The organism is Anaerolineales bacterium (assembly GCA_015075625.1).
In the GTDB taxonomy this organism is placed as follows: Bacteria; Chloroflexota; Anaerolineae; order Aggregatilineales; family UBA2796; genus UBA2796.
This window is the reverse complement of the sequence record JABTTZ010000001.1, coordinates 415804-442754: the sequence shown is the minus strand read 5'-3', so window position 1 is coordinate 442754 and position 26951 is coordinate 415804. Positions and strand designations below refer to the sequence as shown.

The 26951-nt window shown below is 56.0% G+C and carries 20 protein-coding genes; 9 read left to right on the top strand and 11 right to left on the bottom strand.

The window, feature by feature from the left end; translation table 11 throughout:
• Nucleotides 1–61: 61 nt before the first annotated feature.
• Nucleotides 62–913: a DUF1684 domain-containing protein gene (locus tag HS103_01915; protein ID MBE7511558.1), complete on the bottom strand. Its 852-nt coding sequence runs from the start codon at nt 911–913 to the stop codon at nt 62–64.
• Nucleotides 914–1052: 139 nt separating this feature from the next.
• Between HS103_01915 and HS103_01910 the strand changes: the two genes are divergently transcribed.
• Nucleotides 1053–2210, top strand: a complete 1158-nt coding sequence (locus HS103_01910) for a response regulator (GenBank protein MBE7511557.1) — start codon at nt 1053–1055, stop codon at nt 2208–2210.
• 188 nt (nt 2211–2398) lie between these two features.
• Here the strand turns inward: HS103_01910 and HS103_01905 are convergent, their stop codons facing one another.
• Nucleotides 2399–4009, bottom strand: coding sequence for a helix-turn-helix domain-containing protein (locus HS103_01905; GenBank protein ID MBE7511556.1), 1611 nt, complete (start codon nt 4007–4009; stop codon nt 2399–2401).
• Between the two features lie 207 nt (nt 4010–4216).
• Between HS103_01905 and HS103_01900 the strand changes: the two genes are divergently transcribed.
• Nucleotides 4217–5317, top strand: a complete 1101-nt coding sequence (locus HS103_01900; protein ID MBE7511555.1) for a MoxR family ATPase — start codon at nt 4217–4219, stop codon at nt 5315–5317.
• Between the two features lie 12 nt (nt 5318–5329).
• Here HS103_01900 and HS103_01895 read toward each other — a convergent pair whose 3' ends face one another.
• Genes HS103_01895 through HS103_01880 form a run of 4 tightly spaced genes read right to left on the bottom strand, consistent with a single transcriptional unit; the run spans nt 5330 to nt 8557 of the window.
• The gene (locus HS103_01895) at nt 5330–5944 is read right to left on the bottom strand and encodes a YigZ family protein (GenBank protein ID MBE7511554.1); all 615 of its coding nucleotides are present in this window, start codon (nt 5942–5944) and stop codon (nt 5330–5332) included.
• A 4-nt stretch (nt 5945–5948) separates the two neighbouring features.
• Nucleotides 5949–6311: a response regulator gene (locus tag HS103_01890; protein ID MBE7511553.1), complete on the bottom strand. Its 363-nt coding sequence runs from the start codon at nt 6309–6311 to the stop codon at nt 5949–5951.
• Nucleotides 6312–6318: 7 nt separating this feature from the next.
• Nucleotides 6319–7902 (bottom strand): PAS domain S-box protein, encoded by a 1584-nt coding sequence (locus HS103_01885; protein ID MBE7511552.1) that lies wholly within the window; start codon nt 7900–7902, stop codon nt 6319–6321.
• The gene (locus HS103_01880) at nt 7844–8557 is read right to left on the bottom strand and encodes a response regulator transcription factor (protein MBE7511551.1); all 714 of its coding nucleotides are present in this window, start codon (nt 8555–8557) and stop codon (nt 7844–7846) included. Before HS103_01880 ends, HS103_01885 begins: the two co-directional genes overlap by 59 nt.
• An 89-nt stretch (nt 8558–8646) precedes the next feature.
• On the opposite strand from HS103_01880, the gene HS103_01875 reads away from it, so the two are divergent.
• The 6 genes from HS103_01875 to HS103_01850 all read left to right on the top strand — a co-directional run bounded on the left by HS103_01875 (nt 8647) and on the right by HS103_01850 (nt 19917).
• The gene (locus HS103_01875) at nt 8647–9681 is read left to right on the top strand and encodes a hypothetical protein (GenBank protein MBE7511550.1); all 1035 of its coding nucleotides are present in this window, start codon (nt 8647–8649) and stop codon (nt 9679–9681) included.
• 35 nt (nt 9682–9716) lie between these two features.
• On the top strand, nt 9717–12620 hold the full coding sequence (locus tag HS103_01870) for a hypothetical protein (protein ID MBE7511549.1): 2904 nt from the start codon (nt 9717–9719) through the stop codon (nt 12618–12620).
• 115 nt (nt 12621–12735) lie between these two features.
• Complete coding sequence (locus tag HS103_01865; GenBank protein MBE7511548.1) at nt 12736–13791, top strand: LysM peptidoglycan-binding domain-containing protein; 1056 nt, start codon at nt 12736–12738, stop codon at nt 13789–13791.
• Between the two features lie 29 nt (nt 13792–13820).
• Nucleotides 13821–14573 carry an HD domain-containing protein gene (locus HS103_01860; protein MBE7511547.1) on the top strand — a complete coding sequence of 251 codons (753 nt, stop codon included), beginning with the start codon at nt 13821–13823 and terminating at the stop codon, nt 14571–14573.
• A 36-nt stretch (nt 14574–14609) separates the two neighbouring features.
• Nucleotides 14610–18548 (top strand): DNA polymerase III subunit alpha, encoded by a 3939-nt coding sequence (dnaE, locus tag HS103_01855; GenBank protein ID MBE7511546.1) that lies wholly within the window; start codon nt 14610–14612, stop codon nt 18546–18548.
• A gap of 127 nt (nt 18549–18675) precedes the next feature.
• A complete protein-coding gene (locus HS103_01850) occupies nt 18676–19917 on the top strand; it encodes a glycosyltransferase (GenBank protein ID MBE7511545.1) in 1242 nt (413 codons plus the stop codon).
• 233 nt (nt 19918–20150) lie between these two features.
• On the opposite strand, the gene HS103_01845 is transcribed toward HS103_01850, so the two are convergent.
• The 5 genes from HS103_01845 to HS103_01825 form a co-directional block, all read right to left on the bottom strand.
• The gene (locus tag HS103_01845) at nt 20151–21155 is read right to left on the bottom strand and encodes a hypothetical protein (GenBank protein ID MBE7511544.1); all 1005 of its coding nucleotides are present in this window, start codon (nt 21153–21155) and stop codon (nt 20151–20153) included.
• 158 nt (nt 21156–21313) lie between these two features.
• Entirely contained in the window at nt 21314–22162 is an 849-nt protein-coding gene (locus HS103_01840; GenBank protein ID MBE7511543.1) for a carbohydrate ABC transporter permease, read from the bottom strand.
• Between the two features lie 14 nt (nt 22163–22176).
• On the bottom strand, nt 22177–23103 hold the full coding sequence (locus HS103_01835) for a sugar ABC transporter permease (protein MBE7511542.1): 927 nt from the start codon (nt 23101–23103) through the stop codon (nt 22177–22179).
• A gap of 168 nt (nt 23104–23271) precedes the next feature.
• Nucleotides 23272–24603: an extracellular solute-binding protein gene (locus tag HS103_01830; protein MBE7511541.1), complete on the bottom strand. Its 1332-nt coding sequence runs from the start codon at nt 24601–24603 to the stop codon at nt 23272–23274.
• A 247-nt stretch (nt 24604–24850) separates the two neighbouring features.
• A complete protein-coding gene (locus HS103_01825; protein MBE7511540.1) occupies nt 24851–25333 on the bottom strand; it encodes a hypothetical protein in 483 nt (160 codons plus the stop codon).
• 571 nt (nt 25334–25904) lie between these two features.
• Between HS103_01825 and HS103_01820 the strand changes: the two genes are divergently transcribed.
• A complete protein-coding gene (locus HS103_01820; protein MBE7511539.1) occupies nt 25905–26930 on the top strand; it encodes a hypothetical protein in 1026 nt (341 codons plus the stop codon).
• Nucleotides 26931–26951 lie beyond the last annotated feature (21 nt).

Below are 26951 nucleotides of genomic sequence, written 5' to 3'. Positions count from 1 at the left end.
GGACGCCCCTTTGTGAGAAATCTGAGAAATCGTCGTGGGCTAGTCGTGGGCTAGTCGTGGGCTAAAGGGGCAAGCGTTCTCCCGCATCAATGGGAAAGGGAAGGGTGTTCTCACGGGGGGGCAAGGGGCAGGTGGCAAAGGGGGTGAAGGCGCAGGGTGGGTGATATGCGCGGTTGAAATCAAGAAGGACACCACCTTGCGCATCCCGTGTGGCGTAAAGAAAACGTCCGGCTTTGTAGGTGAGTGCTTCATTGGTGGCATCTTTAAAGATAAACCACAAGGTATCCTCTCCGGCATCAAATGCTTCTAGGCGGGTATCATGTTCGGCAAGGCGGAAGGTCACCCAGCCGGGGTTCTCCATGGGGACGAGGCTGCCCACCGAATTCATCACAGTGACAGTACGAGGTGTGGGGTGGGGAACGTAACGCCCAAGGACATAATAGGCGGGATCAAGCGGGAACCAATGCCGTCCGCTAAACATTTGGCGTGCGGGGCTGCTGCGCTGGCGGACGCGAATCGCATACTGATCGCCCCGTTTGATCACAAAAAAAGTGAGATCACCCACGTTGACGAGGGTTGCCCCACCCTCGGCATGATCATCGCGGAGCAGGGCGTTTCTGGCGGGCTGCTGATCGATTTGCACAAGATCATCGCCGGTGACGGTGAGCGTTACCTGACCAGCCTGAAGGGTAAGCCATCCTAAGTGGGATGAGGTAGACTTGGCGGGGAGCGGCACAGCACAGGTGGGGTCGCTGCCAATCGCGTTGGATCCTTCACTGAGCCAGTGAAGACCGACCACCGTCAGCCAGCCATCTTCGGCACGCAGACGATCTTCCATCATCTGCCGCCACGCAAGGCTCTCTGGTTCAAAATTGGGCGGCAGCGCCGCCTGTACATCATGAGAAAGGCTCATCGTTCACCTCTAACCCTTGTTTTGCTCTTGATTTGTGCCTTATCGTGAACGATCTTAACGAAACTCACCATACATTGCGCGGCATCTGTATTGATGCTAGACTAGCCGGAGTGACGCGGCGCAAGGACAGGTCTACCCAATGGCGGAAAAAATACTAATCGTTGACGACGACGTGGACAGCCTAAAGCTAATCGGTTTGATGCTCAACCGACAAGGCTATGAGATTATCGCTGCCAACAGCGGCGGGCAAGCCTTCACGAAAGCTGTTGCCGAACGTCCGAATCTGATCATTCTTGATGTGATGATGCCCGATATGGACGGGCTGGAAATTTGCCGCCGTCTGCGTGGTAACGCGGCGACGCAAGGTATTCCAATCATCATGTTCACAGCAAAAACACTCATCGATGATAAAGTCGCAGGGTTTGAGGCAGGTGCGGATGATTATCTGACAAAGCCAACCCATCCAGCGGAATTAGCATCGCGGGTGAAGGCGATCCTTGCCCGAAACGTGGCGCAGCGCAAAACCCCCGGCGCAGGCGGGAGCAGCGGCGGTGCGGTAGTCACCTTTTTAGGGGTGAAGGGCGGCGTTGGGACAACCACGCTCGCTGTGAATACGGCTGCCGCCTTTCAACAAAAAGAGGGGACGATCCTCGCTGATATTCGTCCGGGACAGGGCAGTATGGGCTTATACCTAAACCTTTCTCGTGCGGCGGGAATGGCAAATTTGCTCCCGCGTTCAGCGGCAGAGATCACCCCGCGCATGGTGGAGCAAGACCTTGCCCAACACCCCAGTGGGTTGCGTGTTTTGAACAGCACGACACGCCCCCGCGAGATGGGGCTGCTGCCCAACCCCGACACAGCCAGCGCCATTGTGAAAGTACTGCGCGGGTTGGCGGCGCATGTTGTCATTGACAGTGGTGTAGGGCTGACGCCCCTCAACGCCCGCCTGATCAAGGAATCGAATCAGAGCGTGATCGTTGTTGAGCCAACCCGTCCGGCGCTTCATATGGCGCGGGAAATTCTGAAGGAACTGGAGACGATGGGCGTCGGACGCCCTCGTTTGAATGTCGCCATCGTCAGCCGGACACAGACTCAGGTGCAAGTCCCCTGGCAAGAGGCGGAACAGATTCTTGGGCAAGAGATGGTGGCGCTCATTGGGGCGGCGCCGGAATTGGCGTTCCAAGCGACAGAAGCGGGCTTCCCCGTTGTCTTGTTCCAGCCGGCATCGGTGGCGAGTACGCAATTGAACAAGTTGGCAGAAGAACTACTGGTACTGGTACGCAGCACGGCAGGCTAATCTTCTCCGCGATCTCACGCTTTTCGCTCTAGCGGCGCTCTCTTTGCCTACAAGTCATTTCAAAACCTTGACCCTCCCCTTTATGGGGAGGAGTTGTTTACCCCCTTTCCCCGCTTGCGGGGAAAGGGGTAGGGGGATAGGCGTTTTTGACATACATTCTATTCTTGTGAGCGACAAGAGGGGACGTTTTATTCCCCCAACAGGCGGTGAATCTTCAATGAAAGGTGAACGGCAAGCCGCACGTCGGGCTGGTCAAGGTCGAGACCGGTGATCTCGGCAATGCGGTTCATCCGATAAAAAAGGGTGTTCCGGTGAACGCTAAGCTTTGAGGCGGTTTGGTTGTGGTTTCCGTGCTGCTCAAGGAACATTTCTAGGGTTTGCAGCAGATCAGCCCGCTGTTTCGGGTCGTAACTCAACAGCCGCCCAATCGTCTTGTCCCTCAGGGCGCGGAGTTCCGTTTCTACATCGGGGTTCGTGAGCAGGGCGTAAATATCAATGTCCCCGCTGTAAAGGGCTTCCTCTGCCCCAATGCGTCGGGCGATTTCCGCCGCTTGGTGCGCCCCTCGGTAGCTTTCGCGCCATTCCCAAACCTTTGTCGCTACAACACCAATCCCAACGGCAACCCGTGCTTTTTTTCCCTCACGTCCTACCGCCTCGATAATCTCTTTTCCTAAAGATCGCGCTGAAGCTAAGCCGTCCCCTTCGGGGGCAGCATAAAACAGACGCACCTCATTTTCGTAATATTGGGTCAGCGCCCCTCGTCCGGCGCCGCTCAGCAGCCCATTGACAAGCGTTTCGAGGCGGCGGACAGAGGGCGGGTTTTCCCCATACCAACGGGCAACGATGGCGATATGCGAGGCGTTGACGTTATGCCCCAAGCCTTCAATGGCAGCACTCGCCTCCGCTTCAGAGAGCATCCCCGTCATGAGGCTGTTCAGGAAATGTCCTCGCGCCCGTTTCTCAATATCGCTGATCACTTTTGCCCGCGACATTTCAAGGGCGCAAACGACGGCAGCATGACGGATGATCAACTGATCAACCTCGTCAAAGACGTTCTCATGAGGGGCGACAAGCGAAAGATAGCCACGCCCAACGCCCTGATTGACAATGGGCATGATCAACCGTGCCGCGCCATTTGCCTCCAACTGTTGCAACGATGCCTGAACGCCGCCGCGTGGCAGACGGTGACGATCTCGGATTGGCTCTGGAAGGCTTGTCCGATCTTTCAGCGCGTCACCAAAGGATTCCCACACACGGGCAAGTTCCGGCGAAACAACCTCATGAAGGATGCGCAAGTGTTTATCCTGAACAATCACCCCCCGATGGATTGTCTTGGCAAGGGTTTCGATAATGCGCCCCAAGCCCGCGTTTTCCGAGGCAAGCTGCACCATTTGTTGATAAATACCCGCGCTGAGGCGTTCTAGATGTCCGTTGCGATCTAGAATCAAACCGAGCGCGGTTCGTTCAATCTCCCGCAGATGTGCGCCGCTTGGCAATAACAAGAGCGGGACACCGGCTGATTCTGCTTGGGCAAGGGCAACTGGCGAGAGTGGCGGTGGGGCAGCAAATGCCACTGCGCCGCGTTCGGCACAGGCGCTCATGACTGCCGAAAGCTGATCGGTTTGGGCGGCAAGAAGGATGAATTCACCCCCTTCCATGTAAGGGGGGGTGTCCTCCGCCGTGACCACCCAGCGGACATGGCGATCTACGCTCCCACCGCCCGCTGCAAAGGTGGTATTCAACGGGAGGGCAAAACGCACCAAATCGCTAAGTGTAATGCCGGGATGATGATCGCTCATGGATGGGGAAAATCCGCCTGTGTTGTGGAAACATAATACCCCGAATAGGGCGCAGATTCAACTGAGGGGCAATTCACCGCACGGGATGAGCGGATGGTGAGTCTCTCCGAAATGTCTCGTGGCGAATCAGCCAAGACCCACTAGGGATGAGCCTATAGGGGAGACGCGATGCCTGACATTGTACAATTTTAGTCGTGTGATAGACTCATGGCTCAACCTCATAAACAGTCTGACCGTTGGTGGCATGTACCAGGTTCACGTTCCAACACCCATCTCCCATATGACGGCACATTCCGCTACCAATACCGAACCCATCTAACACATCAGGGAGTCATCACATTGAAACAGGTTCAATCCGTCGCTGAACGGCTCATTGAGAATGTCAATCGGGTCATCATCGGCAAGCGCAATGAAATCCGCCTCACGGTGATCGGGTTGTTGTGTCAGGGGCATTTGCTTCTGGAAGATGTGCCCGGGGTGGGCAAAACGGTTATGGCGAAGGCGCTGGCGAAATCGTTGGGATGTTCCTTCAGCCGTATTCAGTTCACCCCCGATATGCTCCCTTCCGATGTGACTGGCGTTACCATGTTCAACCAAGCCACCCGCGAATTTGAATTCCGTGCCGGTCCAATCTTTGCTCAGGTTGTCCTTTCCGATGAGATCAACCGCGCAACGCCCAAGACCCAAGCAGCGCTTCTGGAGGCAATGGAAGAACGCCAAGTGACCGTTGATGGCGTTACCTATCAGTTGGAAACGCCTTTCCTCGTCCTTGCTACCCAAAACCCGATTGAATATGAAGGGACGTTTCCCCTTCCAGAGGCGCAGTTGGATCGTTTTCTGCTGCGGCTGCGGCTTGGCTACCCCACACCCCAAGAAGAAATGATGATGTTAGAGGCACAGCAAACCCGCCACCCCTTAGAAGGAATCGGGCAGGTCATCACTGCCGAGGAGTTGATCGTCGCCCAACGTGCCGTGCGGAGCATCTATGTTGGGGAGGAGATCAAGAAATACATTGTCGATATTGTGACGGCAACGCGCACCCACCCCGATGTGTATTTGGGGGCGAGTCCGCGTGGGGCGTTGGCGCTTTATCGCGCTTCGCAGGCACGGGCGGCTGTTGCCGGGCGTGATCTGGTCATCCCCGACGATGTAAAAGCCCTGGCAGAGGTAACGTTGGCGCACCGCATTATTGTCGGTCCGATGGCGCGGGTGAAAGAGATCACTGCTCGCAGTATTTTGATCAATCTGCTGAACAGTATTCCTGTTCCAGGGGCTTCGCTCGGTATGCGGACGGCAAACGCAGGGTGAATCGTCCCACCCTCAGGAGAGGTCAAGCGGGGTGATTGCTCCGGCGCTAAGGTCACGAAGGGCGTTTGTAAACGCAGCAACATGGGCAGCGGGGAAGCGAACGATGAGGGTGACTTCCCCGCCGAAGGTTTCTTCATCGATGTGCGCCTCGTAGCTTCCTAGCAAGCGCTTCACCCGCTCATAGAAGGGGTAAGAAAAACTAAGACCTAGCATTTGGAAGGGAATTTTGAGCGTGGTTGGGGTAATCGCCAAAACGGATCGGGCGGCGTCCCCATAGGCACGTACCAAGCCCCCGGTGCCTAGCTTTGTCCCCCCAAAATAGCGCGTCACCACGAGACAAACATCGCCCAATGGCGCCCCACGCAGCACGGCGAGGACAGGAGCGCCTGCCGTTCCCGATGGTTCGCCGTCATCGGAAACACCCTCCGTAAGGCTTCCGCCAAACCCCACCTTAAAGGCATAGACATGGTGCGAGGCAGTGGGCATCTCCGCCCGTATGGAGGCGATGAACGCTCGCGCTGCCTCTGCCGTCTCTACCTGATCTACGGTGGCGATGAAGCGCGAGCGGCTGACCTCTGTTTCGGTTCGTGTTCGCGCCGTGGGAATGGGGTAGGGATCACCTCCCATGACCCTAGCCAAGCCGTTGGTGGATCAAATCGAGCAGTTCTTTGGGGGAGAAGGGTTTGATCAAATAATCATCCGCGCCTGCCCGCATTCCGGCATCCACATCCGATTCCCGTCCCCGTGCCGAGATGATAATTACAGGCGGCGCTCCCGTACCCAAATCGCGTTTGATTTGTTGGCAAATATCCAGCCCTGTACGCCCCGGCAGCATAACATCGAGGAGGACAATCAGCGGTTTTTCGGTGCTGATCATCGCCATGACCTGATCGCCATCGGCAGTGCTGCGCACAGCGAAACTGGCGCCTTCTAATTTGCGGCGCACCATCAACTGAATGTAGGGGTCATCTTCCGCCACAAGTACGTAACTCATCGAAATCCTAAATCCCTTTCACGACGGGTATAGTGAAGTGAAATGACGATCCCGTCCCTTGCTCTGATTGTACCCAAATTCGTCCACCGTGCAGTTCAACAAAGCGTCTAACAATGGTCAACCCCAACCCGCTTCCTTGAATCTGGCGGCGAGAAACTTCCTCTGTGCGGTAGAAACTATCGAAAATACGCTCTTGATCTTTCAGGTTGATGCCCATCCCGTTATCATGGACGCTGATCACAAAGGCGGGAAGGGCTATCCCACGCGGCGGCTCGCCGGGCAGCGCTGCTTCATCCTCGCTAATTCTGGCGTGGATGGCAAGTGCGCCGTGAGGGTCGGTATATTTGCAGGCATTTGCCACAAGATTTGTTAAGACTTGCACAAGGCGATCTCGATCCGCCCAGATAGCGGGGAGATCATTGGCAATCTCCAGACTCAGGGTGTGCTTCTTGTCTTCGATCATCGGGCGTAGCGACTGAACGACAACCTCGACAATCGTTGGCAAGGCATAGCTCTCAGGGTGAATGTCCACATGCCCCGCCTCCAGTTTTGTCAGGTCAAGAATGTCGTCAATGAGGACGCGCAGACGCACGGCATTCAGTTTGATGATCTCCAAAAATTCTTGAACTTCCTCGTTAATCTCACCAGCGTCGCCATCCAAAACCATCTCATTGAAGCCGACAATGGAGGTCAGCGGAGTGCGTAGTTCGTGGGAGACAAGGGAGAGGAACTCCGTTTTCATCCGGTCTAAATCGCGTTCGCGGGTGGCATCGTGAAAGGCATAAAGCCTTCCCATAAGCGCTCCATCGTGCGCATGGACGGGAATCGAATACCAAATGAGAACGCGCCGGTTGGGGCTAGGAATCTCAAAATCGCCTCCAGCGGTACGCTGCATGTCTTTGCCCAGTGTGCTGAAAATGTTACTGAAATCGGGGGGCAAATCGTCGCGCTGACGGACGGCATCCAAAAGGGCATCCACTGGATAACCAAGATGCTGATAACGGGGGACGTTGAAAAACGCCTCGAATTGTGCGTTCATGGTCAGCACACGCCCATCGGGATCGATCATCACCATGGCGTCGGTGGTCGTCTCTAGTACGGCTTCCAATACATCACGTTCTTGTTGGAGTGCTGTCTGGATGGTGAGCGAATCGGTCACATCGATCACGAACAAGCTGACCCCCACCACTGCCCCCAGATCATCGTGAACAGGGGAAAACATGACGCGCACCCCAAGCGCTCGCCCGCCAGAGGCAATGTGTTCCGTTTGCAATTCCACAAAGTGACCTTCGCGGGCGGCAGTATAAACGGCGCGATCATGATCTTGGCGACACGAGGGGTGAACAAGCATGGTGATTTGTGAGCCAACGACGGCATCATTTGTATAGCCATAAAACGCTTCTGCGGCACGATTGAATAGTGTCACCCGCCCGTGAAGGTCTTGGGCAAGCACAGTCACCCCCGCACCCATGACAAGGTTGGCAAGAAAATGGGCTGCCTGCGAAATTTGTTGGCGGGTTTGGGAATCAATGTCATTCGTCATAATCATGCCCTTCGTTTTCGGCTGGCTCAACGGCAAATAAATAGCCATAGCCGCGCTCGGTAAGAATATAGTCGCGCTTCGTTTTCCCTTCTAGTTTTTTCCGTAAGCGGTGGATGTGGACGCGAAGGCTTTCATGCAAGTCGTCTTCTCCCCACACCCGTGCCATGAGTGCCTCATTGCTGACGAGGCGCCCCCGATTGCGGTAGAGGATATATAACAAATTTGTCTCAATTGGGGAAAGCAGCACGGGAGTCTGGTCAACAATCACGCGGTTGTTCACAAAATCAATCGTCAAGGCGCTGTCGATAATTTCTAGCGGGCTGCTACCATCGCCCGACAAGCGGCTGAGAACGCGCTTGATACGTGCCACAACCTCGTCAACATCAAATGGCTTGCGAATGTAATCTTCGGCGTAGTCGTGCAGTCCTTCCGTTGCCGTCTGGGGAGACGTATCGCCCGTGAGGATCATGATAGGGATATCGCCCATCCGCTTCACCCGACGGCAAAGTTCAAAGCCATGCATTGTCGGCAAGCCGAGGTCGATCAAGATTAACTCTGGTAGTCCGCTGCGCTGAAGGTGGGCAAGGGCATCTGGTCCATCCCCGACAGCGTTTGTGTTAAACCCTTCCCGCTCCAAAATTTCCCGAAGGAGGGTCTGGGTGACCAGATCATCTTCCACAATGAGGATTCGCTTGGGGGTCATGGGCTGCCTCACGCTTTCCTAACACGTCGGGGGTTTCTACACTACTTTGGACACGGTGTCCCTTAATTCCATGATACAATAGATGTGCCATGAGTGTCCATTCGATTGAATTTCGCTGGGCGCTGGACGAACACGGTGTCCCTACCCCAATCACCCGCGCATTACGCGGCGCATCCTATCGTTGTCCCTGCTGCCAGCAGTCCATGATTGCACGGATGGGGCAGCATGTACAGCATCATTACGCCCACGAGGTGGAGACGGATTGTACCTTAGAGCGTGTCGAACGTGCGACACTGCGCCGTTTTATTGCCCTTGCCCTCAAAGACGCCCTCGTCAATGGGGAACGCTATCGGTTGAATGTGCCTTGCCCCTATTGTGGGCAGCACCATGCGCTTACCCTTTTAGAGAATGTTTCGGACGTTCGTGAAAATGTTCAAGAGAAGGGGCATGTGTTAGACGTGGCGTTGATTGGCACCGGGAGCGGAGCAGCGGAAGTGATTCATGGCACACTGCAAGCCGGCGTTGTATCACCTTATGCCCACCAAACACCTACCCCGCTGCTCTTTCCAGACCGCCCCGCATGGGAGATCGAACTCTCTGGGCATATTCTAGAGCAGTTGGCTACCTCGCATAAGGGTATTGTCCTTAGAGACGCCCTGCGCGGGTGGCTGACAGACGATCAGATGCGAGCAATTCGTAATACGCCTTGTCCGGTGTGGGCGGCGGCGGGGGGTATTGTTCGGGAGGGGGGCGAGACGCTGCGCATCCTCACCGAGACCGCGCTCAGCGCCCGCCGCTTTCTCGCCCGCGTGGAAACCTTGCAAGGGTTAGCCGATCTCGTCCGTGTGGGCGGAAAAACACTGTGGCTCACAGCGGCGCGGTGGCGAGAGGTTGTTGGTGGGGAAATCAGCCGCATTGGGGGGTTAACCATCTACCACCGCTTGCTTCCGCTCAGCAGTGGGGAAAGCATTTCGCTTTTTTATGTTATGTTGAACGACACCGCCGCCATTGCCGGACGGCGACACGCGCCGGGGGAAAAATCGACCCCTCGTATTGATGAACGTTTCCGCACGCGCCGCGCAACCGCCTATGATATTGCCGCGATGCTTATTGCTACTCAGTGACAACCCTAGCGAAACTAGACCCAACATCAACGACCATGCCTAAGAACAAAACAACCAGTGAGGCACGTATCCTCACGCCACGCCACCTCGTCACACTCCTCGAAGCGTCGCCGGAGGGGTTTTTTCATCGCACAAAACTCAACGATCCCAAGCTGGGCGCCGGCGGGCGGGCAGAGGTGATTGCTGAGGCACTCAACGATGGCTTGATTGGGCAAGAAGGCGATTACCTCTATGCCCTTGACCGCCTGAACGCTGACGAACTTCGGCGGCGCAGCGCTGAATATCCGGGGAGCATCCCCCCGCTGAAATTGGATGGACGCCCTGCCGTGCGGAGCATCCCCGAACGGTTCAGCATCCGTGAAGAACGCCTGACAACGCTTGACGATCCAGCGCTGAACCGCCTCTTGAACCGTTTCGAGGGGACGGAAGGCTATCTCCCCCGTGAGCAGGTGGTTCTTGAAGCAGGTGATGAAACGCACCTCTTGACCCTGATCCAAGCAAATTTGCTCAAATCCTCGGAGGGTATCATTTTTGACCCACTGCGGATTTCCCGCGAGAGCGTCGATCACATCTTGGAACGGCGGGTTGTCCTTCCGGCACGGGAAGCGATGATTGCCCAACTGCGCGAATCACCCGCACAGACGCTCCCCCGCGCCGCCCTTGTCGAGGCTTACGGGTTCAAACTGCTGGAGAAGGCGCTTGCCTATGGCGGGCTGCGCTTGTTCAATGTCCCTTCCCCACGCGGGGAGGTGGCGTGGGTGACGCTCAGTGAGGCGGATGAGGTCACCCCCTACAATTTTGCCGTAGAAGCCGTCCAACCCAAAGATTCCGATTGGGAGGCACTTTTAACGCTTTGCGGAAATCGCCTGAAAGAGGATGCCGTTGAGGGATTGACCTTCCGCGAAAAGGTCATTGCGCGGACGTATATTCTTCCCCATGCGGCAAAGCAGATCGGTGTTAAGGAAAGCACCCTCCAAACGGCGATCACCGAACATAGCTTGAGCAGCATTCTAGACCCTGAGGGGAAACTGCGCGTTGCTGTCGTTGAAGTCAAAGACATCCTTGCTCACCCTGCCCACCAAATCGCTATTGAAGATTTAGAATTGCTCCACCTGCGGGAGGTCAAACTTGCCTTTGGCGAGGCAGAAGCACGCGCCATTCTGGAGCGTATTCGCCGCCGAGGTCATGTAAAACTGCGGTGGGGAGCGCTCCGCGATGTCCTTCATGGGACAGAGTATGCCGAACTGACTCTTGCGGCTTTTCACGAGCGGGTTCAGGGTGGGCGCGACGATTGGAAACAGACGGAAACGCTCCGCAAGGAACAGCAGCGCCGCCAACGCGATGAAGACCGCCGCCGCCGCGACACCGAGCGCCGCCAAAAAGAAGAATTACGGGCGAAATTGTTGGCGGCGTTTCCCACCTGGGCGCACCCAGGACGCGCCGATCAGCGCGTTGTCATTCACGTGGGACCGACGAACAGCGGAAAAACACACCATGCGCTGGAGGCGCTGGTAGCGGCGGGGAGTGGGTGGTATCTCGCCCCGCTGCGCCTGCTTGCCTATGAAATTTTTGACCGGCTCAACCGCCGAGGGGTGTATTGCAACTTGCTGACGGGGGAGGAATACATCCCCGTGCCGGGGGCGCAAATCACTGCCTCTACCATTGAGATGTTCAACCCCCAAAACAGCGGGGAATTGGTGATCATTGACGAAGCCCATATGCTTGCCGATGCAGATCGCGGTTGGGCATGGACGCGGGCATTCATGGAGGCTCGTTCGCCGCTGATTCGGGTGATCACTCCGCCCTTTGCCCGCACGCTTATAGAGCGTCTTGTGAAAGAGGCGGAGATGCAGTGTGAGGTGGTCACCCACGAACGGCTGACCCCGCTGGAAATTGCCCCTCGCCCCTGGTCGTTGGAGCATATGCCTCCCAAGACGATCCTCGTCGCCTTTTCGCGGAAGATGGTCTTGCGGCTGAAAACAGAGCTAGAACGGTATGGACGGCGGGTCTCCGTCATTTATGGCAACCTCCCCCCCGAAGTGCGCCGCCGTCAGGCGGATCGCTTTGCCCAGGGGGAGACAGAAATTTGTGTGGCAACCGACGCGGTGGGCATGGGCTTGAACTTGCCAGCCGATAATGTCTGTTTCTATGAGCTAGAAAAATATGACGGGAAAAATGTCCGCTTGCTCAGCACGATGGAGATTCGGCAGATCGGCGGACGTGCCGGGCGCTTTGGCTATGCGTCGGCGGGGTTGATTGGCGCGGTGGAGCGCGGCGGCTTGAAACTGCTCCGCCAACTCTATGAAACCGAGCCAGACGCACTAGAACATGCCCGTGTTGCCCCCGAAGTCGAAGATTTGGAGATGATCCCCGGCAGTTTGGCGCACCGTTTTGCCCAATGGCGGGAATTGGAATCGATCCCCGATTCCCTACGCGATGTCATTGAACCTGCCGATATTGACGAGCGTATCGCCCTTGCCCAGATGCTCTCTGATTCCGATGTAGAAAAAATTGGGTTGGCGGCAGCCGTCCAGTTGGTGAATGCGCCCACGCGGGAAAACAGCCGTCAATATTGGCTGCGCTGTGCGCGGGCGATCATCAATGGGGAGTCGATGCCCTTCCCACCCGAAGCGCCTTTAGAAATTGAGAGCGATTTCGATCTCGACCAAACGGAGGCGGCAATTTCGTGTTCGGATATTTACCTTTGGCTGTCTGGACGGCGCGAATTTCAGTTGTTCGGACCCGACGAAGCCTGGGTGCGCTCGCTCCGTTCGGAATGGTCGTTGAGCGTTGATGCGGCGCTTTTGCGGAGGCTGGATACGGCGGCACGCTGCATCAACTGCCGGACGAAACTGCCTTTGAATCACCGCTTTCCGCTCTGTGATAACTGCTACCAACGGGGGAGTTACAACAATCACTCCCGCCGGAATCGGTGGTAACCTTTCTTGCGGGGCGACCATTTGTTTTTCCCCCCATCTCTTGGTATTCTTTTCTCTAGATAGATGGGGATAGTCTAAGGCGGAGCGTTTTTTGGGCAAGGTGCGTTATGGGGGCATGATTCGTGTTGTGGGGGCGTTTTTTCTCATCGCCACCCTTGTTGCTGCTTGTTTTCAGCCGGCTGGCAGTGGGATCACCCCCTCTCCAGTAGATGTGGCAGCGCTGACGATGATCCCGCCAACGCTCACCGCAACAGAGTTCCCACTCGAATCGCCCACCGAATTTCCCACCAACCCTCCCCCTCTTGAAACACCAACCCCAGCGCCGTTCATCACGCCGCTGCCGCCGGAAGGGTTCACCCCACCAACAGCAACCTTCACCGTCCCCACCCCTACGGACATTCCGACAGTGGATTTTCCTACTACCGCTCCAGAGGGGTTGCTAACGCCGACTGAGTTTGTCGTGTTTCCAACGCTGACACCGAACGATCTCGGCGTGCTGCCCGCCACCCCGACGGAGACCGCGCCGCTGCTCCCGACCCCAACGGCGCTCCCGACGGATAACCCCTGTGTTCACACTGTCCAGCCGGGCGAATGGCTGCTGAAGATTGCCCGTGAGCGCGGTATTGATGCGCAGGCGCTTCTTGCCGCCAATCCCAGTGTGCGTGGACGGGAGACGAACCTTCAACCCGGCGAAACCTTGATCATTCCCAACTGCAACGCCGCGCCAACACCTATCCCCCCGCCCAACACCGATGGCTTGCCCGCCACGCCGACGGCGCTACCTACCGCCAACCCGTGCGATTACATCGTCCAGCCGGGCGATACGCTTTACCAGATTGCCCGTAAATTTGGGGTGGATGTGCAAGTGATCTTAGCGGCGAACCCGCGCTTGGCGGCAAATCCGAATTCGCTCTCTGTGGGACAGCAAATTGCCATTCCCAACTGCACCGTCCCCACCGTTGCGCCAGCCCAACCCGGACAGCCCGCCGCGCCCACCAATCCCGCCACCCCGATCATCTTGACAGATCGCATCTATACCGTTGTCGAAGGCGATACGATGGGAGCGATTGCCCGCAAGTTTGGGATTACTGTGCAAGCGTTGAAAGCAGCAAACAATCTCGCTAATGATTTCCTCCGTGTTGGACAACAACTGAAGATTCCCGCACCGTGATCGACACCCTGATCGCGGTTTAGGAGGAGGTGGCAGAACCAACGATGAGCAGCGGAAAAGACCACCGGGGAGGAACAATGCGTCAGCTTGTGAGCGAACTCACCAGTCATGCCGAAGAAGCGCTTTATTCTCCCAATGATTGGGCAACCCACCTGACAATGAGCGCCGCCTCACGCAGTTTTCTTGCCGCCTTGCGGGAGGAATGGCTGCCCGCCGAACCCCCCGACTCGTTCTGCCGCGCCATGTCCGATCACGTTCAAACCCATTTGGCATCGGTCTACGCGGGGTGGCATCACCTCTGGGCGCACACCTTGCGGGTGACGGGGATCGCCCTCGCCCTTGCCGAAGAAAGCGATATCGATCCGGCACACGCTTATTTAATGGGCATTTTTCATGACGCGGGCAAGCTCGATGAAATGATTACCGGTGCGGCTCATGAGCGCGTGGGGGCGCTGCTCATCCGCAAAGCGCTGCGGGAGGAATACCATCCGACGGTGATCGAACGCATGGCAAACGTGATTGCCAAACTCGCCCCTCCCACCGATAGCTACATGCATATCCTCTATGATGCCGACAAACTAGATAAAATCGGCGCGGCGGGCATTCTGCGGCGGCTGACCACCCGTTGGGGAGCAAGCCGTCCCACCGCTGCCTTGCGTACCGTCAGTGAGGAGATGGAAGATTTCCCCGCCATGCACTTTGCCCGCTCAGCCCTCCTGACTGGATCGAAAATCACCTACACGGCGGAGTTTTTGCAAACCGCCCAAACGATCCGCTTCTAAATGCCCGATTCTTAAGTGCCAGAGGCGATTTCCATCATGAGCGATGCCAACGATTTGCCCATCACGCCAACGGTGGATGAAACCTCTCCCCCGCCTGATTTTGTCCACCTTCACGTTCACACTGAATACAGCTTGTTAGATGGCTTGAGCAAGATTGATAAGCTGGCGGCGCGGGCAAAAGAACTGAATATGCGGGCGCTGGCAATTACCGATCACGGGGCGATGCACGGGGTGATCAACTTCTATCGTTCTTGCAAAAAGGTCGGTATCAAGCCCATCATTGGGATGGAGGCGTACCTTGCTCATCAGGATATGACTGTCCATGATCAAAGCGAGAAACAGTCCTACCATCTGCTGCTTTTGGCACGTAATCTGACGGGCTACAAGAACCTACTGAAGATCGCGTCAGCAGCACAGCTTCACGGCTTTTACGGCAAGCCGCGCATCGACAAACACTTCCTTGCCGCGCACGCTGAGGGCTTGATCTGTACCAGCGGCTGCATAGGGTCGGAAATTCCCTTTCACATTAAAACGGGGAATGAGGATCAGGCACGGCATCTGATGGGCTGGTATCAGGATGTTTTTGGTAAAGAAAACTTTTTTCTCGAACTCCAAAACCACGAACAGGTCGAAGAATTACCCGCCGTTAACCAGTGGCTTTATGAGAATCAGGGCTATGTGAACGCGCCGCTGCTTGCCACAAACGACACACATTATATCTATGAAGAAGACGCTGATGCGCATGATACGCTTTTATGCATCCAAACGGCGACGAAAAAAGCCGATGCCAAACGGATGCGGATGAGCGACAACAGCTACTTTCTACGTTCCCCCCAAGAGATGTTTGACCTTTTCAAAGAAGTACCTGAATCGCTTTCCAACACCGTCCTCGTTGCCGAAATGTGCGATCTCAGCCTTGATAGCAAGGGCTACCATCTGCCCCTTTTCCCCGTCCCCGAAGGCTACATGCCTGATTCGTTCCTCCGTCACCTTGCCGAAAGCGGCTTGCGTTGGCGCTTTAACGAGATTACCGAGAGCCTGCAAACGCGGTTGGATTATGAACTGAGGGTGATCCACACGATGGGCTTTGATACCTACTTCCTCATTGTGTGGGATTTGTGCCAGTTTGCCCGCTTTGCCGATATTTGGTGGAACGTGCGCGGCTCAGCAGCGGGGTCACTGATCGCCTATTGTTTGGGCATCACGAACATTGATCCGATCCAAAATGGGCTGATCTTCGAGCGATTCTTGAATCCGGGACGTTTGAGTATGCCCGATATTGACATGGATTTCCCCGATGATCGCCGTATGGAGATGATCGAATATGCCATGAACAAGTATGGGGCGGAGAAGGTGGCGGCGATCATCACCTTTGGAACGATGAAAGCACGGGCGGCGATCAAAGACGTGGCACGGACGTTGGATATTGAACCGAGCCTTGTCAACCCCGTCACGGCGCTTGTGCCGCAAATTCCCTCCCGTCCAGTGACGCTCTCCGAATGTTTGTTTAGCGAGGACAAAGAAAAAGCCGTCCCCGCCCTGCGCGAAATCTACGAGAATGACAAGCGAATGCGCCCCGTCTTTGATACAGCAATCACCGTTGAAGGGGTGGCGCGAAACGCTGGCACACATGCCGCTGGCGTGATCATCTCTGATAAGTCGCTCACCGAATACCTGCCGCTCTACCGTCCCATTGGCGATACGAAACTTTCCCAAGTGACGCAATTCCCCATGGAAACTTGCGAGTCGATTGGCTTGCTGAAGGTGGACTTCCTCGGTCTTTCGACGCTGACGATTATGCGCAAGGCGTGCGAACTCATCGAGCGCTATCACGGCATCCAATACACGATGGACAACATCCCTTACCGCCCTGTTCCGGGCGACCCCCTTGAAACGAAACGGGTGGAAGCGCTCTTTGATCTCATTGGGCGCGGAGATACGACGGGCGTCTTTCAATTGGAAGGCGGCGGGATGAAGCGCACGGTGATGAGCATGAAACCGCGCACCTTTGAGCATGTGGTCGCTGCCATTGCCTTGTTCCGTCCGGGTCCGATGCAGTTCATCGATAGCTATGTGAAGCGGATGCACGGGGAGGAGCAGTTTGAATACCTCCATCCCAAACTAGAGCCGATCCTCAGTGAAACCTATGCCATCTGCGTGTACCAAGAACAGATTCAGCAGATTGCCGCTGATTTGTTCGGGTACACCCTCGGAGACGCCGATCTGATGCGGCGGGCGGTTTCTAAGAAGAAACCGAAAGACCTCCAAGAACATAAAGCGATCTTCATGGAGAAGGGTCCTGAAAACGGCGTCTCGGTGGAGGTCAGCAAGAAAATCTTCGAGATGATCGAATACTTTGCTGCCTATGGTTTTAATAAGTCCCATTCTGCCGACTATGCTGTTCTGACCTGCCAAACAGCCTACCTGAAGGCGCATTATCCAGAGGAATATTACACGGCGCTGCTCAGCGTCCAGCGCGATAACATTGCTGATGTCGCCGTTTTCACCAACGACTGCCGCAAAAAGGGGATTCCCGTCCTCCCCCCAGACATTAACAGCAGCGACCTTGATTTCACCATCGTGGAAACGAACGATCCCTTGTACGGAAAAAAACGCGGCATACGCTACGCGCTGAGCGCGATAAAAAACGCTGGTGAGCGGGCGATTGAGATTCTCTTAGAGGGGCGCGGCGACCAACCCTTCCGCGATATTGGGGATTTTTGCCGTCGCGTCGATCTGCGCCATGTCGGACGAAAAACCCTCGAAGTCTTGATCAAAGTCGGCGCGATGGATAGTTTTGGGGATCGTGATGCTTTGCTTGCCGTGATTGAGCGACTCATGAAGTACAGCCTTGATTACCACGAGGCACGTGCTGCCGGACAGTTGGGCATGTTTGGCGACGAAGAAACAGAGACCTTTGAACTGCCTAAACTCAAAGACAATGACCGCAGCGACAGCCGCCAGCGCCTAAAATGGGAGAAAGAACTCCTCGGCTTGCCTATCTCCTCGCACCCCCTAACGGCAGTTATTGAGAAGGTGCGCGATCTCGCCAATTATTCCGAAATTGGGGCGCTTCGCCGTGATGAAGACACCGACTCGAATGATCCGTCCCTCTCGCCCCACAGCGAGATCAATACCGAGAACGTGACCCTCGTTGGCTTGGTCAGTGGGCTGAATGTGCGCCTGACGCGCAGCGACGACAACATGGGCATTTTCACTCTTGAAGACCTCACCGGGGCGATCTCTTGTGTTGCCTTCCCCAAAAAGTGGCGGCAGATTGAAGGGCTGACGAAGAAGTTAGTACAAGATGAGGGGTTGGCGGTTGTTCGTGGGAAGTATGATCTCTCACGGGGTGATCCCCAGATTATCGTTGAGTCGATCAGCGATCAATTTGAAACCGTTCGTCCCGCTGGGGATGATCCCTACACAGCGCCAACAAATCCTTCCCGAAAGCGCCACGAAGCCCCCACCAATCATGACTTGGACGAGCCGCAGCACGCCACCCCTGTCCCTCGCTTTGTTGATGACAGCGATCTTGGTGAGGATGGCTTGCCCAATGAATTATTCAACCGCGCCGCCACGCCCACCCCCTCTCCACGCCCCTCAACGCCCGTACACGGTAGGGTGGAGACGGCACCGCCTTCCTTTCCAGTATTAGACATCGCTGAACTGCTAGGGAGTTCCGCCCCTGTACCAAAGAACCCGCCCGTCTTAATCACCCTCACCATCCGCCGTACCGAGAACCCCGAACGCGATCAACGCAAAATCACCCGCTTGCGAATGAAATTGGACGAATATCCGGGACGGGATCGCTACCGCTTTCGGATGATCATGCCCGATGGTCGCATCGTGTGGGTTGAATATCCCGACGCCAGTACCCATTACAGCCGCGAGATGGAGAATTTCCTCACCGAGGAACGCACCAAGCAAGAGATTACCGATCTGGATGTTGCCACCCTCCCACCCAACGATTAAGCTGTGATTCCCTTGAGAGGGACGACCCGCACGCCAAGATTAGTGTTGTAAACATTCAATACTGTACAGCCCGTTATTTTCGGCTAGACTCTAGCGGGCATTTCCATCAGTGATTTCGACAGGACACATGCACCTACTCTTTCTAACTTCGCAAATGCCATACCCTCCCCATGCCGGCGGGGCGCTCCGTGCCTATGGCTTGATTAGCGGCTTGCGGGCAGCCGGCTACACCATTGACCTGATCACCTTTGTCGCGGCGGGTGGCGGGGAAAGCGATCCAACGCCGCTGAGCGATCTCTGCGAAAAAATTGTCACCGTCCCCTTGCCGCCCCGTTCCGGGCGAGACCGTCTGCGGGATGCGTTGTTCACCAACCATGCCGATATGGTGCAGCGCTTCGCGTCACCCGAATTCGCCCGCGCCCTGACCGCGCTAGTGACGGCACGCGCTTATGATTTGGCGATGATCGAAGGGTTGGAGATGTCCCCTTACCTGCCCATCCTCAAACAGCATGTAAAAAAAGTTGTTTACGATGCCCTGAACGCTGAATATGACCTTCAACGGTTGATCTATCAGGTGGATCGCCGTAACCTGACTCGCCTTCATGCGGCGCTTTATTCGCTCATCCAATGGCGGCGGTTGGAGCGCGTGGAACGCTCTGTGTGCCAAATGGCAGATGCGGTGGTTGCTGTTTCCGACCTTGATGCCAGTTTGCTGCAAAAACTTGCCCCCACCACGCGCCTTGCCGTTGTCCCCAATGGGATCTATACGGCGGAATACCTCCCCGCCCCAACAAAGCAATTGGCGTTGGGAAACGCGCCCCTGCTCTTTACGGGAACGATGGATTATCGCCCCAACGTAGATGCGATGGTCTGGTTTGCCGAGTCTGTCCTCAGCGAGATTCGGTCTGCCGTCCCCGACGCACGCCTGTTCATCGTTGGCAACCGTCCACACCCACGCTTGGCAGGTATTCGCGGGCGGGGCGATGTGGAGATCACGGGCTTTGTTCAAGATGTGGCGCCCTTTTTACACAGTGCCGCTGTGTATGTCGCTCCCTTACGGATGGGCAGTGGCACGCGCTTGAAGCTGCTGCAAGCAATGGCGGCGGGCTGTGCCATTGTCTCTACGCGCATCGGCGCGATGGGCTTGGATGTCACCAGCGGGCGGGAGATGATCCTTGCTGATGATGCCGGGGGGTTTGCCTCTGCCGTGACAATGCTGCTGCGTGACCCTGAACGCCGCCGAGCGATGGGCGTAGCCGCCCAAAAACTTGTTTGTGAGCGCTACGATTGGTCTGCCCTTGTCCCCCAGATGGTTGCCTTCTATCAGCAGATGGGTGTTGCGGCAACAGGGGGAGAGTCTTCCCCCTAATGTGAAATTAATTTTGGCGGGGCACCATACCTTGCGCTCACCACCGCCCGTGAGCGCCCGCCGCTAAAGCCGCAGGCTAAGAGTAGCCGCTCGCAAACCCTAATCCCCACCGCGTAAACAAAGAGAGGGACTCTCTCCCCCTTTCCTTATCTACGGGGATAGGGGTTCTTTAGAAATTACTGTGGTGAATTACTGGGTAAGGTGCGCCATTCTGAGTCACCAACGCCTAAACCTCAGCGGATCGCCTCCATGCATGTGGTCGGACCCGCCACCACCTTCCGCACATCACGCATCCAACGCCCCTCTACAAACGCCCGACACAACCGGAATCGTTCCGCCGCCAGTGCCGCATCGTCCACTGTTGGGGCAGGCGTTTTCTCATAGAGGATGAATCCGGGTTGTAATTTTTCGCTGGCGGTCTCAAAGACCTTCGCCGCCGCCGTCGCCTTATCCTTGAAGGGCGTCACCTGACACGTCTGGCGGTCTTGCTCAAGGCGAGAGAGCAGCATCAATGTGGTTGGGTTGCGCAGTACATCGTCTTTCGTGGCGACGGGCGTCAGGTCTACAACGGCTTTGGCAAGGAAGTTCTGGCGTGTCTCCAACGCCGTCACCCCTAGTTTTTCGCGGATAATTTCAGCATATTCGCCGGCGATGCTCCCCGTCCAGACATTATCATGAAGCGCACCCTTATAAAAAGTGATCCCACCCTCATCAATCTTGAAGAAGGTCATTTCGGCAGTAAAAACCTCGTAGCCTTCTTTCAACGCCTCAAAAAGATAGACGGACTTTCCCGCTCCTGTGCCGCCGCCGATGATCAGTAGTTCATGTTTGCCCGGGTGATAAAACGAGGATGCGTGCATACTGACTATGCCGTGTTCGCGCTGTAGCACGGCAAGCGAGTAACGGAAAAATAACCCCATGTTCCCAAACACTGAATAGCGCCGATCATAGACATCCCGTTCTAGGGCGGTCAGATCGCCCGCCACCCACAGCATCCGCGCATCGCTGCGGATGGTCAGGGGCATCTGGCGCACATCAAGGATGAATACCTCGGCACTAGGCGGGTGTGTATCCTCTAGGGGCAGGTCAACAACGGTGTAGTAATTCGTCAGCAGCGATTGGACATCCTTCGCCCCAAAATATTCCTCAGCATGGATGAGTTCAGGCGCATTTGAGTGGAGTTGAAAAACGCCCTCCACAAGTTGGATACGACGTTGGGCAAGGGAAAGGACAGGCATTGACGTATCTCCCTTCTGAAGAAATATCGAACGATGAGAGTCTAAGGCATGTTGCAGTTTTACTTCAAAGCCCCGACCCTCCTTTCCCCTGCCAATGGGAGAAGGGAAGGGGTTTATCGAACTCCCCTTATGGTGGACAACGAAGGTAGTCCGTTCCTCTACCCCTTAACCGCCCCTTGCAGCATTGCCTCGAAAAAATGCCGCCGCAGCGCCAAAAATAGCAGCATGACCGGCGCCATGATCAAGACACAGGCAGCCGTCCAAACGTGATAGGCAATCTCATAAGACGATTGAAAATCATACAAACCGACGGTAACTGTCCTCGCCGTGCCGGAGAGCAGCGCCAGCGCGGCGAGGAATTCGTTCCACGTATCGACAAACATCAGTAAGAAAGCTGCCATCAAGCCCGGCATTGCCAGCGGCACAACGACGCGAATCAACGCCCCCAAAGGGCTGCACCCGTCGATGAGCGCCGCTTCCTCTAATTCTAAGGGGATCGTCTCGAAAAATGAGCGGATGATCCAAATGGCAAAAGGCAGCCCGCCCGCCGTGTACACAGCGATGATGAATTCATGACGATCCAACATGCCAGCATCACTCGCCATTTTGTAAAGCGGAATCAGGTTGGTGAGACCGGGGATCATCATCAAACCGAGGATCATGAATTCCAACACACGGCTGCCCCGAAAGCGGTAGCGACTAAAGGTATAGCCTGCCAACGACGCCACCACCACCACCATCACCGACGATACCACCGAATTGATCAGTGAGTTGGGGATGAAATGCTTCACCATATCGCTGTTAAAGACGGTCTGATAACCCTCCAACGAAACCTGCTGCGGGAACAAGGTTGGTGGGCGGGTGAGAACGCCGTTTTCTGTTGAGCCATTCTTGAACGAGGTCATCAAGGTATAGATAATGGGGAACAGGGCAAAGAGCGCAAACAGCCCCAAGATCAGATGTGTTGTCAGCGTATCAAAGCGTTTTGTGAAGCGTGAGACGACCATCGGTATAGACCTTTCTATTTTTCCCGTCGCTGCCCGATAGCATTCAGGTAGATAATCGTCAGGATGGCGTTAATCGCAAACATGATCACCGAGACCGCCGCCCCCCGCCCAAAACGCCCCTGCTCCCACCCTAATTGGTAGAGGAAATAGCTGGCGGTGGTTGTTGCCCCGCCCGGTCCCCCTTTGGTAATGGAGAAAATCAGCCCCAACGAATTGACCGCCTGAATAGAGGTGAGCAAGACCATCACGAGAATAACAGAGCGAATGGTGGGCAAAATGACGCGGAAGAAGCGCTGAAAACGGTTTGCCCCATCAAGGGCGGCGCTCTCGATGATCTCTTGGGGGACGGTCTGCAACGCCCCCAACGCCAAAATCGTGGCGAACGCCAGCCCCCGCCATACCCCCGCCGCAACAATGATCGCCATCGCCCCGCTGCCAGAGGTATACAGCGAACTGCCGATGAAGGGAACGTACTGATCGATCCAATATTGGATCAGCCCATAACTGGGTTGAAACAACCAGCGCCACATGGTGCCGGCAACCACATCAGAGATCACCCAGGGGATGAAGATAATGACGAGATACCAGCCCGTGAATTTCACTTTGCGGTTCAGCAAAAGGGCGATAAACAGCCCTAATACAACCGTGAGCGTCACATAAAAAACGCTGTAGGTTGCCGTCAGGCGGAGGCTCTCTACGAAGCGGCGGCTGGCGAAAAGCCGTTCAAAATTCTCTAGCCAAACGCCCTGAAACACACCATCTTTCACATCGGTGACGCTTAAATAGAGCGAGTACAGCGTTGGAATCACCTGAAACGCGACCAAGATAATCAGGGTGGGCAAAAGCAAGCCCAAAGGCAGCCACCGGTAGCGCCGCATGTCGCGGCGGGTGGGTTTGGGGATAAGCGCTACGGATGTGCGGGCAAGTGTTCCTTGTGCCATAGAGACCTTCCCTTCGGCAAACCCCGACGAGGAAACAATCAGCGGGCGGAACACGCACCGCCGCGGCTTTTTGTTTGCCGTGACGTGTCGCGCTGCGCCCGCTGTAGGGTTAGGTTGTGAAGTTGCCGTTCGACCCGTCCCCCATAGTGGGGGGCGGGGAACTTCGTATTACTCTAGTTCGGCGTTGTATTCATCCTCTGCCGCTTCCAACTCGCTCATAATGTCCAGCGAGGGGTTTGTGATCAGCTTGACAATTGTATCGGCAAGGATCGTCATCCCCCGGTCATAGTCGCGCAGGGTTGGCGCACCAACGCCATATTCCGCTTGGAGGTCGGCAACTGCTTGCCAATACTCTGTTTGGAATTCCGGCGCGGCAAGGGAGGAATTCAGCACAGGCAGCGCCCCATAAGAGGCAGCAAAGGCTACATTGTTCGCTGTCGTCATTTGGAAATCAATGAACGCCTTCGCCGCCTCAACATTCTTCGCCCCAACGGGGATTCCCCACGCGCTCGCCAAGATCAGCGAGGCGGGGATGCCCCCCGGTGCGGTGAAGGGCGGCGCGTAGCCCAGTTTGCCCGCCTCTGCCGCCGCCCCCACCGAGAGCGCTTTGGGGTCAAAATCGCCCGTGATGTCCCCCTCAAACGTTGTTCCATCCGGCGCGGTGAGCGGCGTCAGATAGACATAGGAGTACGAGCCAGAGACGAACGCCCCCGCATCCCCACGTTTGAAAGGTTCTTCGTTATCAAAGGCGGGGGCGAGGGATTCCTTCGCCATGTAGCCCTTCTCGTACATTTCGCGGACAAACTCAACGACCTTGACTGTCCCCTCGTTTGCCCATGCCGCCAAGCCGTCCTCATCGGCAATATCTTCGCCGTGAGAGAGGATCAGCCCATAGTAAAAGCGCTCCACCGCAGCTTTTTCCGCCAATTTTCCGGTGAAGGGAAATTTATCGGGAGCGGCGGCTTTCATTTCGGCAGCCATTTTCAAGAAGGACTCCGTATCGGCAGGAACGCCATCCGGGTAATAATCCTTCCAATAGTACATGAAGTGATTTGCCGCGCTGGTTGGCACGCAGAGGATTTTCCCATCGGGCGTGGTACATGCCTCTACTGCCTGTGGGCTCAGATCGGCATACCAGGTTGATCCCTTCACCCACTCGGTGAGGTCTGTGAGCGTGCCGTTTTGGGCAAAAAAGCCCAGACGTTGGCTATCCACATAAGAAACATCCGGCACACTGCCACCCGCAAGGACGGCAACATTCAATTTCTCATTAATCTGGTCGTAGGGTTGGAAAATGTTGGTTACGTCGTTCCCTGTTTTCGCTTTATAGTCAGCGAGGGTGCTTTTTAACCACTTGTCTTGCGTGTTTTGCGGATTCTGATCGTTGAATTTTGTCCAAAGTGTCAAGGGCGGCTGCGTTTGCGCCGCCGCGCCAGAGACTCTAAACATCATTGTGGCGACGAGCGCCACCACCAGCCCCAAGAGGGAAATTCGTTTCACCTTGATGTTCTCCTCGGTGAGCTTGAATGATACAGTATGACCTTAGCACATTTACCCCATAGAAACAACTATGACTTAACCATTAAAGAACATTGGAACGCCTTTCTAGCTCTAGCACCTTCCTCCGAGGAAGGGACACTGCGAGTACCCGACCACACGAATCGTTATAGCTCCCCTCACTCCCCGTAAACGGCTGAGGAGAGGACATGTTTTCAAGTAAACCTTATGTCTGGGATAAAGGGTAATCCTAGACATAAGGTTTGGCGTTGAACAACTTGCACGAAGTAGCGCAAGCCTTCCCGAAACAAGCTCCAGAGGCGCCGGAACGGACCGTCGGGATGACGAACGAGCGGTTGGGCGATGCCAGCAGCAACGGCTTGCTGCCGAGGGCGACCACCCACGTGTAGGCAATGACCAACAGAACCAGTCGGTTGGCGACATGCTGCGGGGAGCGCAGACGACTATCGCCCCAATGCCAACCACCACTTTTCAGGTCACGAAAACACTGCTCCTGCCAGTTGCGTCGGGCGTACTCGTGACCGGTCAGGCGGGCATCGTTGGTCACCAGCGCCCAAGGTTCGTTGTAGCCCACGCCCCACAGCGCCCGTGCAGGCGCGGGAATCCGTCCGCGCCGCTTGAAAATCTGCCCCGACTGCTGCCATACCTCACCCGGTTGGACTTGTCGGGCATAAGTCCTCCACCACCCGACACAAGGCAGGCGAGCAACCAATCCCTCTGTCGGCTAACACTAAGACCTTGTAGCCCTCACCAATGCCCGCTTTCACGCTTTCCAGCAGGGCGTGTATCATCTCCACTTGTCCTTCGGCGGGATAGCCTGTCTGGCGGTTGCGCCAGCGGCAAACACCGCCCTTCCCACCCCAACCCGACCATCATCACCCCAATCCGGTCATGGACTTTCGTCTCATCCACCAACACCGTGAGCGGCTTTTCCCCTACACACTGAACTATCCAGTCACGTTCCTCACTGGGTTTCTTGGTCGATTTCCAGTTTGAACGATGAACTCCCTATTTTTCAACCCTCCTTCCAAACATGTCCTCTCCTCAGCCCTAAGGGAGAAGGGGGAATCACATCTTTGAGGGGGAAGCCCCCTCACCCCCTCACCCGCAGTATCTCTCCCCTTTCCCTGCAAGCGGGGAAAGGGGACGGGGGATAGGGGTTTTTGAAATGCGTTCTAATCTCAAGGGGAAGTCAGCCCCACGCGGGGCAGCAGACACAGCGGGCGATCTCACGAGGTTGCCCCTACTGTATCCGTTCGCCTTCTGCCCATTGATTCGTTAGAATGGGAATGCAACACTCGTCCGTGTTGTCGGAGGCAAAGACCGCCATGATCCTCCCTGCCATTCGCCCACCCCGCGTGGAAAACCCCATCCTGTGGCAAGAACTCACCCACCAGCACCGCGCCGCGCCCACCGCTCAACAGCGGGAATTTCTCCTCGCTCTCGTCCTTGCCACTGCCCTTGTGGGGGGAGCGCTGCTGCTGCTCCCCAACAACCGTACACTTGGCTATATCGTCACCCAATATGGGTTGGTCGCGCTGTGGGCATTCACCGCCACCGTGATGATCCGGGCGGTGGTTGCCGGGGCAAATGTGATCAGCCGCGAGCATGTGGGACGGACGTGGGATGCCCTCGTCCTGACAGGCGTCAGCGCTCGCCGTATCATGATCGGAAAATGGCTGGCGGCGGTGCGCCGCGTATGGGGGTGGGGGGTAGCGTTGGCGTGCCTGCGCATGGTGTTTGTCCCAATTTTCTTTTTTAGCACAACCCAATCGTATGCCTATTACACATGGCGGCGGATGGGATCGTATCAAAATCAATACGATGATGTCGTCTACACCATTGGCTTTTCGCCCGGGATCACCTTCACAGCGGTGATCGTTGCGCTGCTGATGCCCTTCATTGAGATCGCCGCTTGTGCTGCGCTTGGAGTTGCCGCCAGCGGGATCACACAGCGGGGGGCGTCGGCGGCTGTTTTAGCAGGCATTGTTCGCTTCGTCCCCACCATCCTCACCTTGCATAGCGGGTTCGTTCGTTATGAAAGCAGCGCCCCCTATTGGCGTTGGCTGCGGATGCCAACCTTCTCTCTTGCTGATGCAGGAACAGGACTTATGATGCGCTTGTCCATGCCAGAGATTAGTTGGACACGCAGTACCTATGGATGGGCGTTCAGCAACCTGGGCGCTCCCTTGCTGCTTTTATTCACCTTCACTGCCCTTGCCCTAGTTGTGACGCTTCTTATGGCACGTCGGCAGGGGGCGCTACCCCATCCAAAGGCGTTGAAACTCCTTTCTCAATCATCGGCATAACCGTGACATAACCATGATATA

Coding starts and splice junctions, on each gene's coding strand:
- HS103_01905 (MBE7511556.1), bottom strand. CDS start 4,009: ATGAGCGATCATCATCCCGGCATTACACTTAGCGATTTGGTGCGTTTT.
- HS103_01875 (MBE7511550.1), top strand. CDS start 8,647: ATGAGTGTCCATTCGATTGAATTTCGCTGGGCGCTGGACGAACACGGT.
- HS103_01900 (MBE7511555.1), top strand. CDS start 4,217: ATGGCTCAACCTCATAAACAGTCTGACCGTTGGTGGCATGTACCAGGT.
- HS103_01890 (MBE7511553.1), bottom strand. CDS start 6,311: ATGAGTTACGTACTTGTGGCGGAAGATGACCCCTACATTCAGTTGATG.
- HS103_01910 (MBE7511557.1), top strand. CDS start 1,053: ATGGCGGAAAAAATACTAATCGTTGACGACGACGTGGACAGCCTAAAG.
- HS103_01865 (MBE7511548.1), top strand. CDS start 12,736: ATGATTCGTGTTGTGGGGGCGTTTTTTCTCATCGCCACCCTTGTTGCT.
- HS103_01820 (MBE7511539.1), top strand. CDS start 25,905: ATGGGAATGCAACACTCGTCCGTGTTGTCGGAGGCAAAGACCGCCATG.
- HS103_01835 (MBE7511542.1), bottom strand. CDS start 23,103: ATGGCACAAGGAACACTTGCCCGCACATCCGTAGCGCTTATCCCCAAA.
- HS103_01870 (MBE7511549.1), top strand. CDS start 9,717: ATGCCTAAGAACAAAACAACCAGTGAGGCACGTATCCTCACGCCACGC.
- dnaE (MBE7511546.1), top strand. CDS start 14,610: ATGAGCGATGCCAACGATTTGCCCATCACGCCAACGGTGGATGAAACC.
- HS103_01895 (MBE7511554.1), bottom strand. CDS start 5,944: ATGGGAGGTGATCCCTACCCCATTCCCACGGCGCGAACACGAACCGAA.
- HS103_01880 (MBE7511551.1), bottom strand. CDS start 8,557: ATGACCCCCAAGCGAATCCTCATTGTGGAAGATGATCTGGTCACCCAG.
- HS103_01840 (MBE7511543.1), bottom strand. CDS start 22,162: ATGGTCGTCTCACGCTTCACAAAACGCTTTGATACGCTGACAACACAT.
- HS103_01915 (MBE7511558.1), bottom strand. CDS start 913: ATGAGCCTTTCTCATGATGTACAGGCGGCGCTGCCGCCCAATTTTGAA.
- HS103_01845 (MBE7511544.1), bottom strand. CDS start 21,155: ATGCCTGTCCTTTCCCTTGCCCAACGTCGTATCCAACTTGTGGAGGGC.
- HS103_01885 (MBE7511552.1), bottom strand. CDS start 7,902: ATGGCTATTTATTTGCCGTTGAGCCAGCCGAAAACGAAGGGCATGATT.
- HS103_01850 (MBE7511545.1), top strand. CDS start 18,676: ATGCACCTACTCTTTCTAACTTCGCAAATGCCATACCCTCCCCATGCC.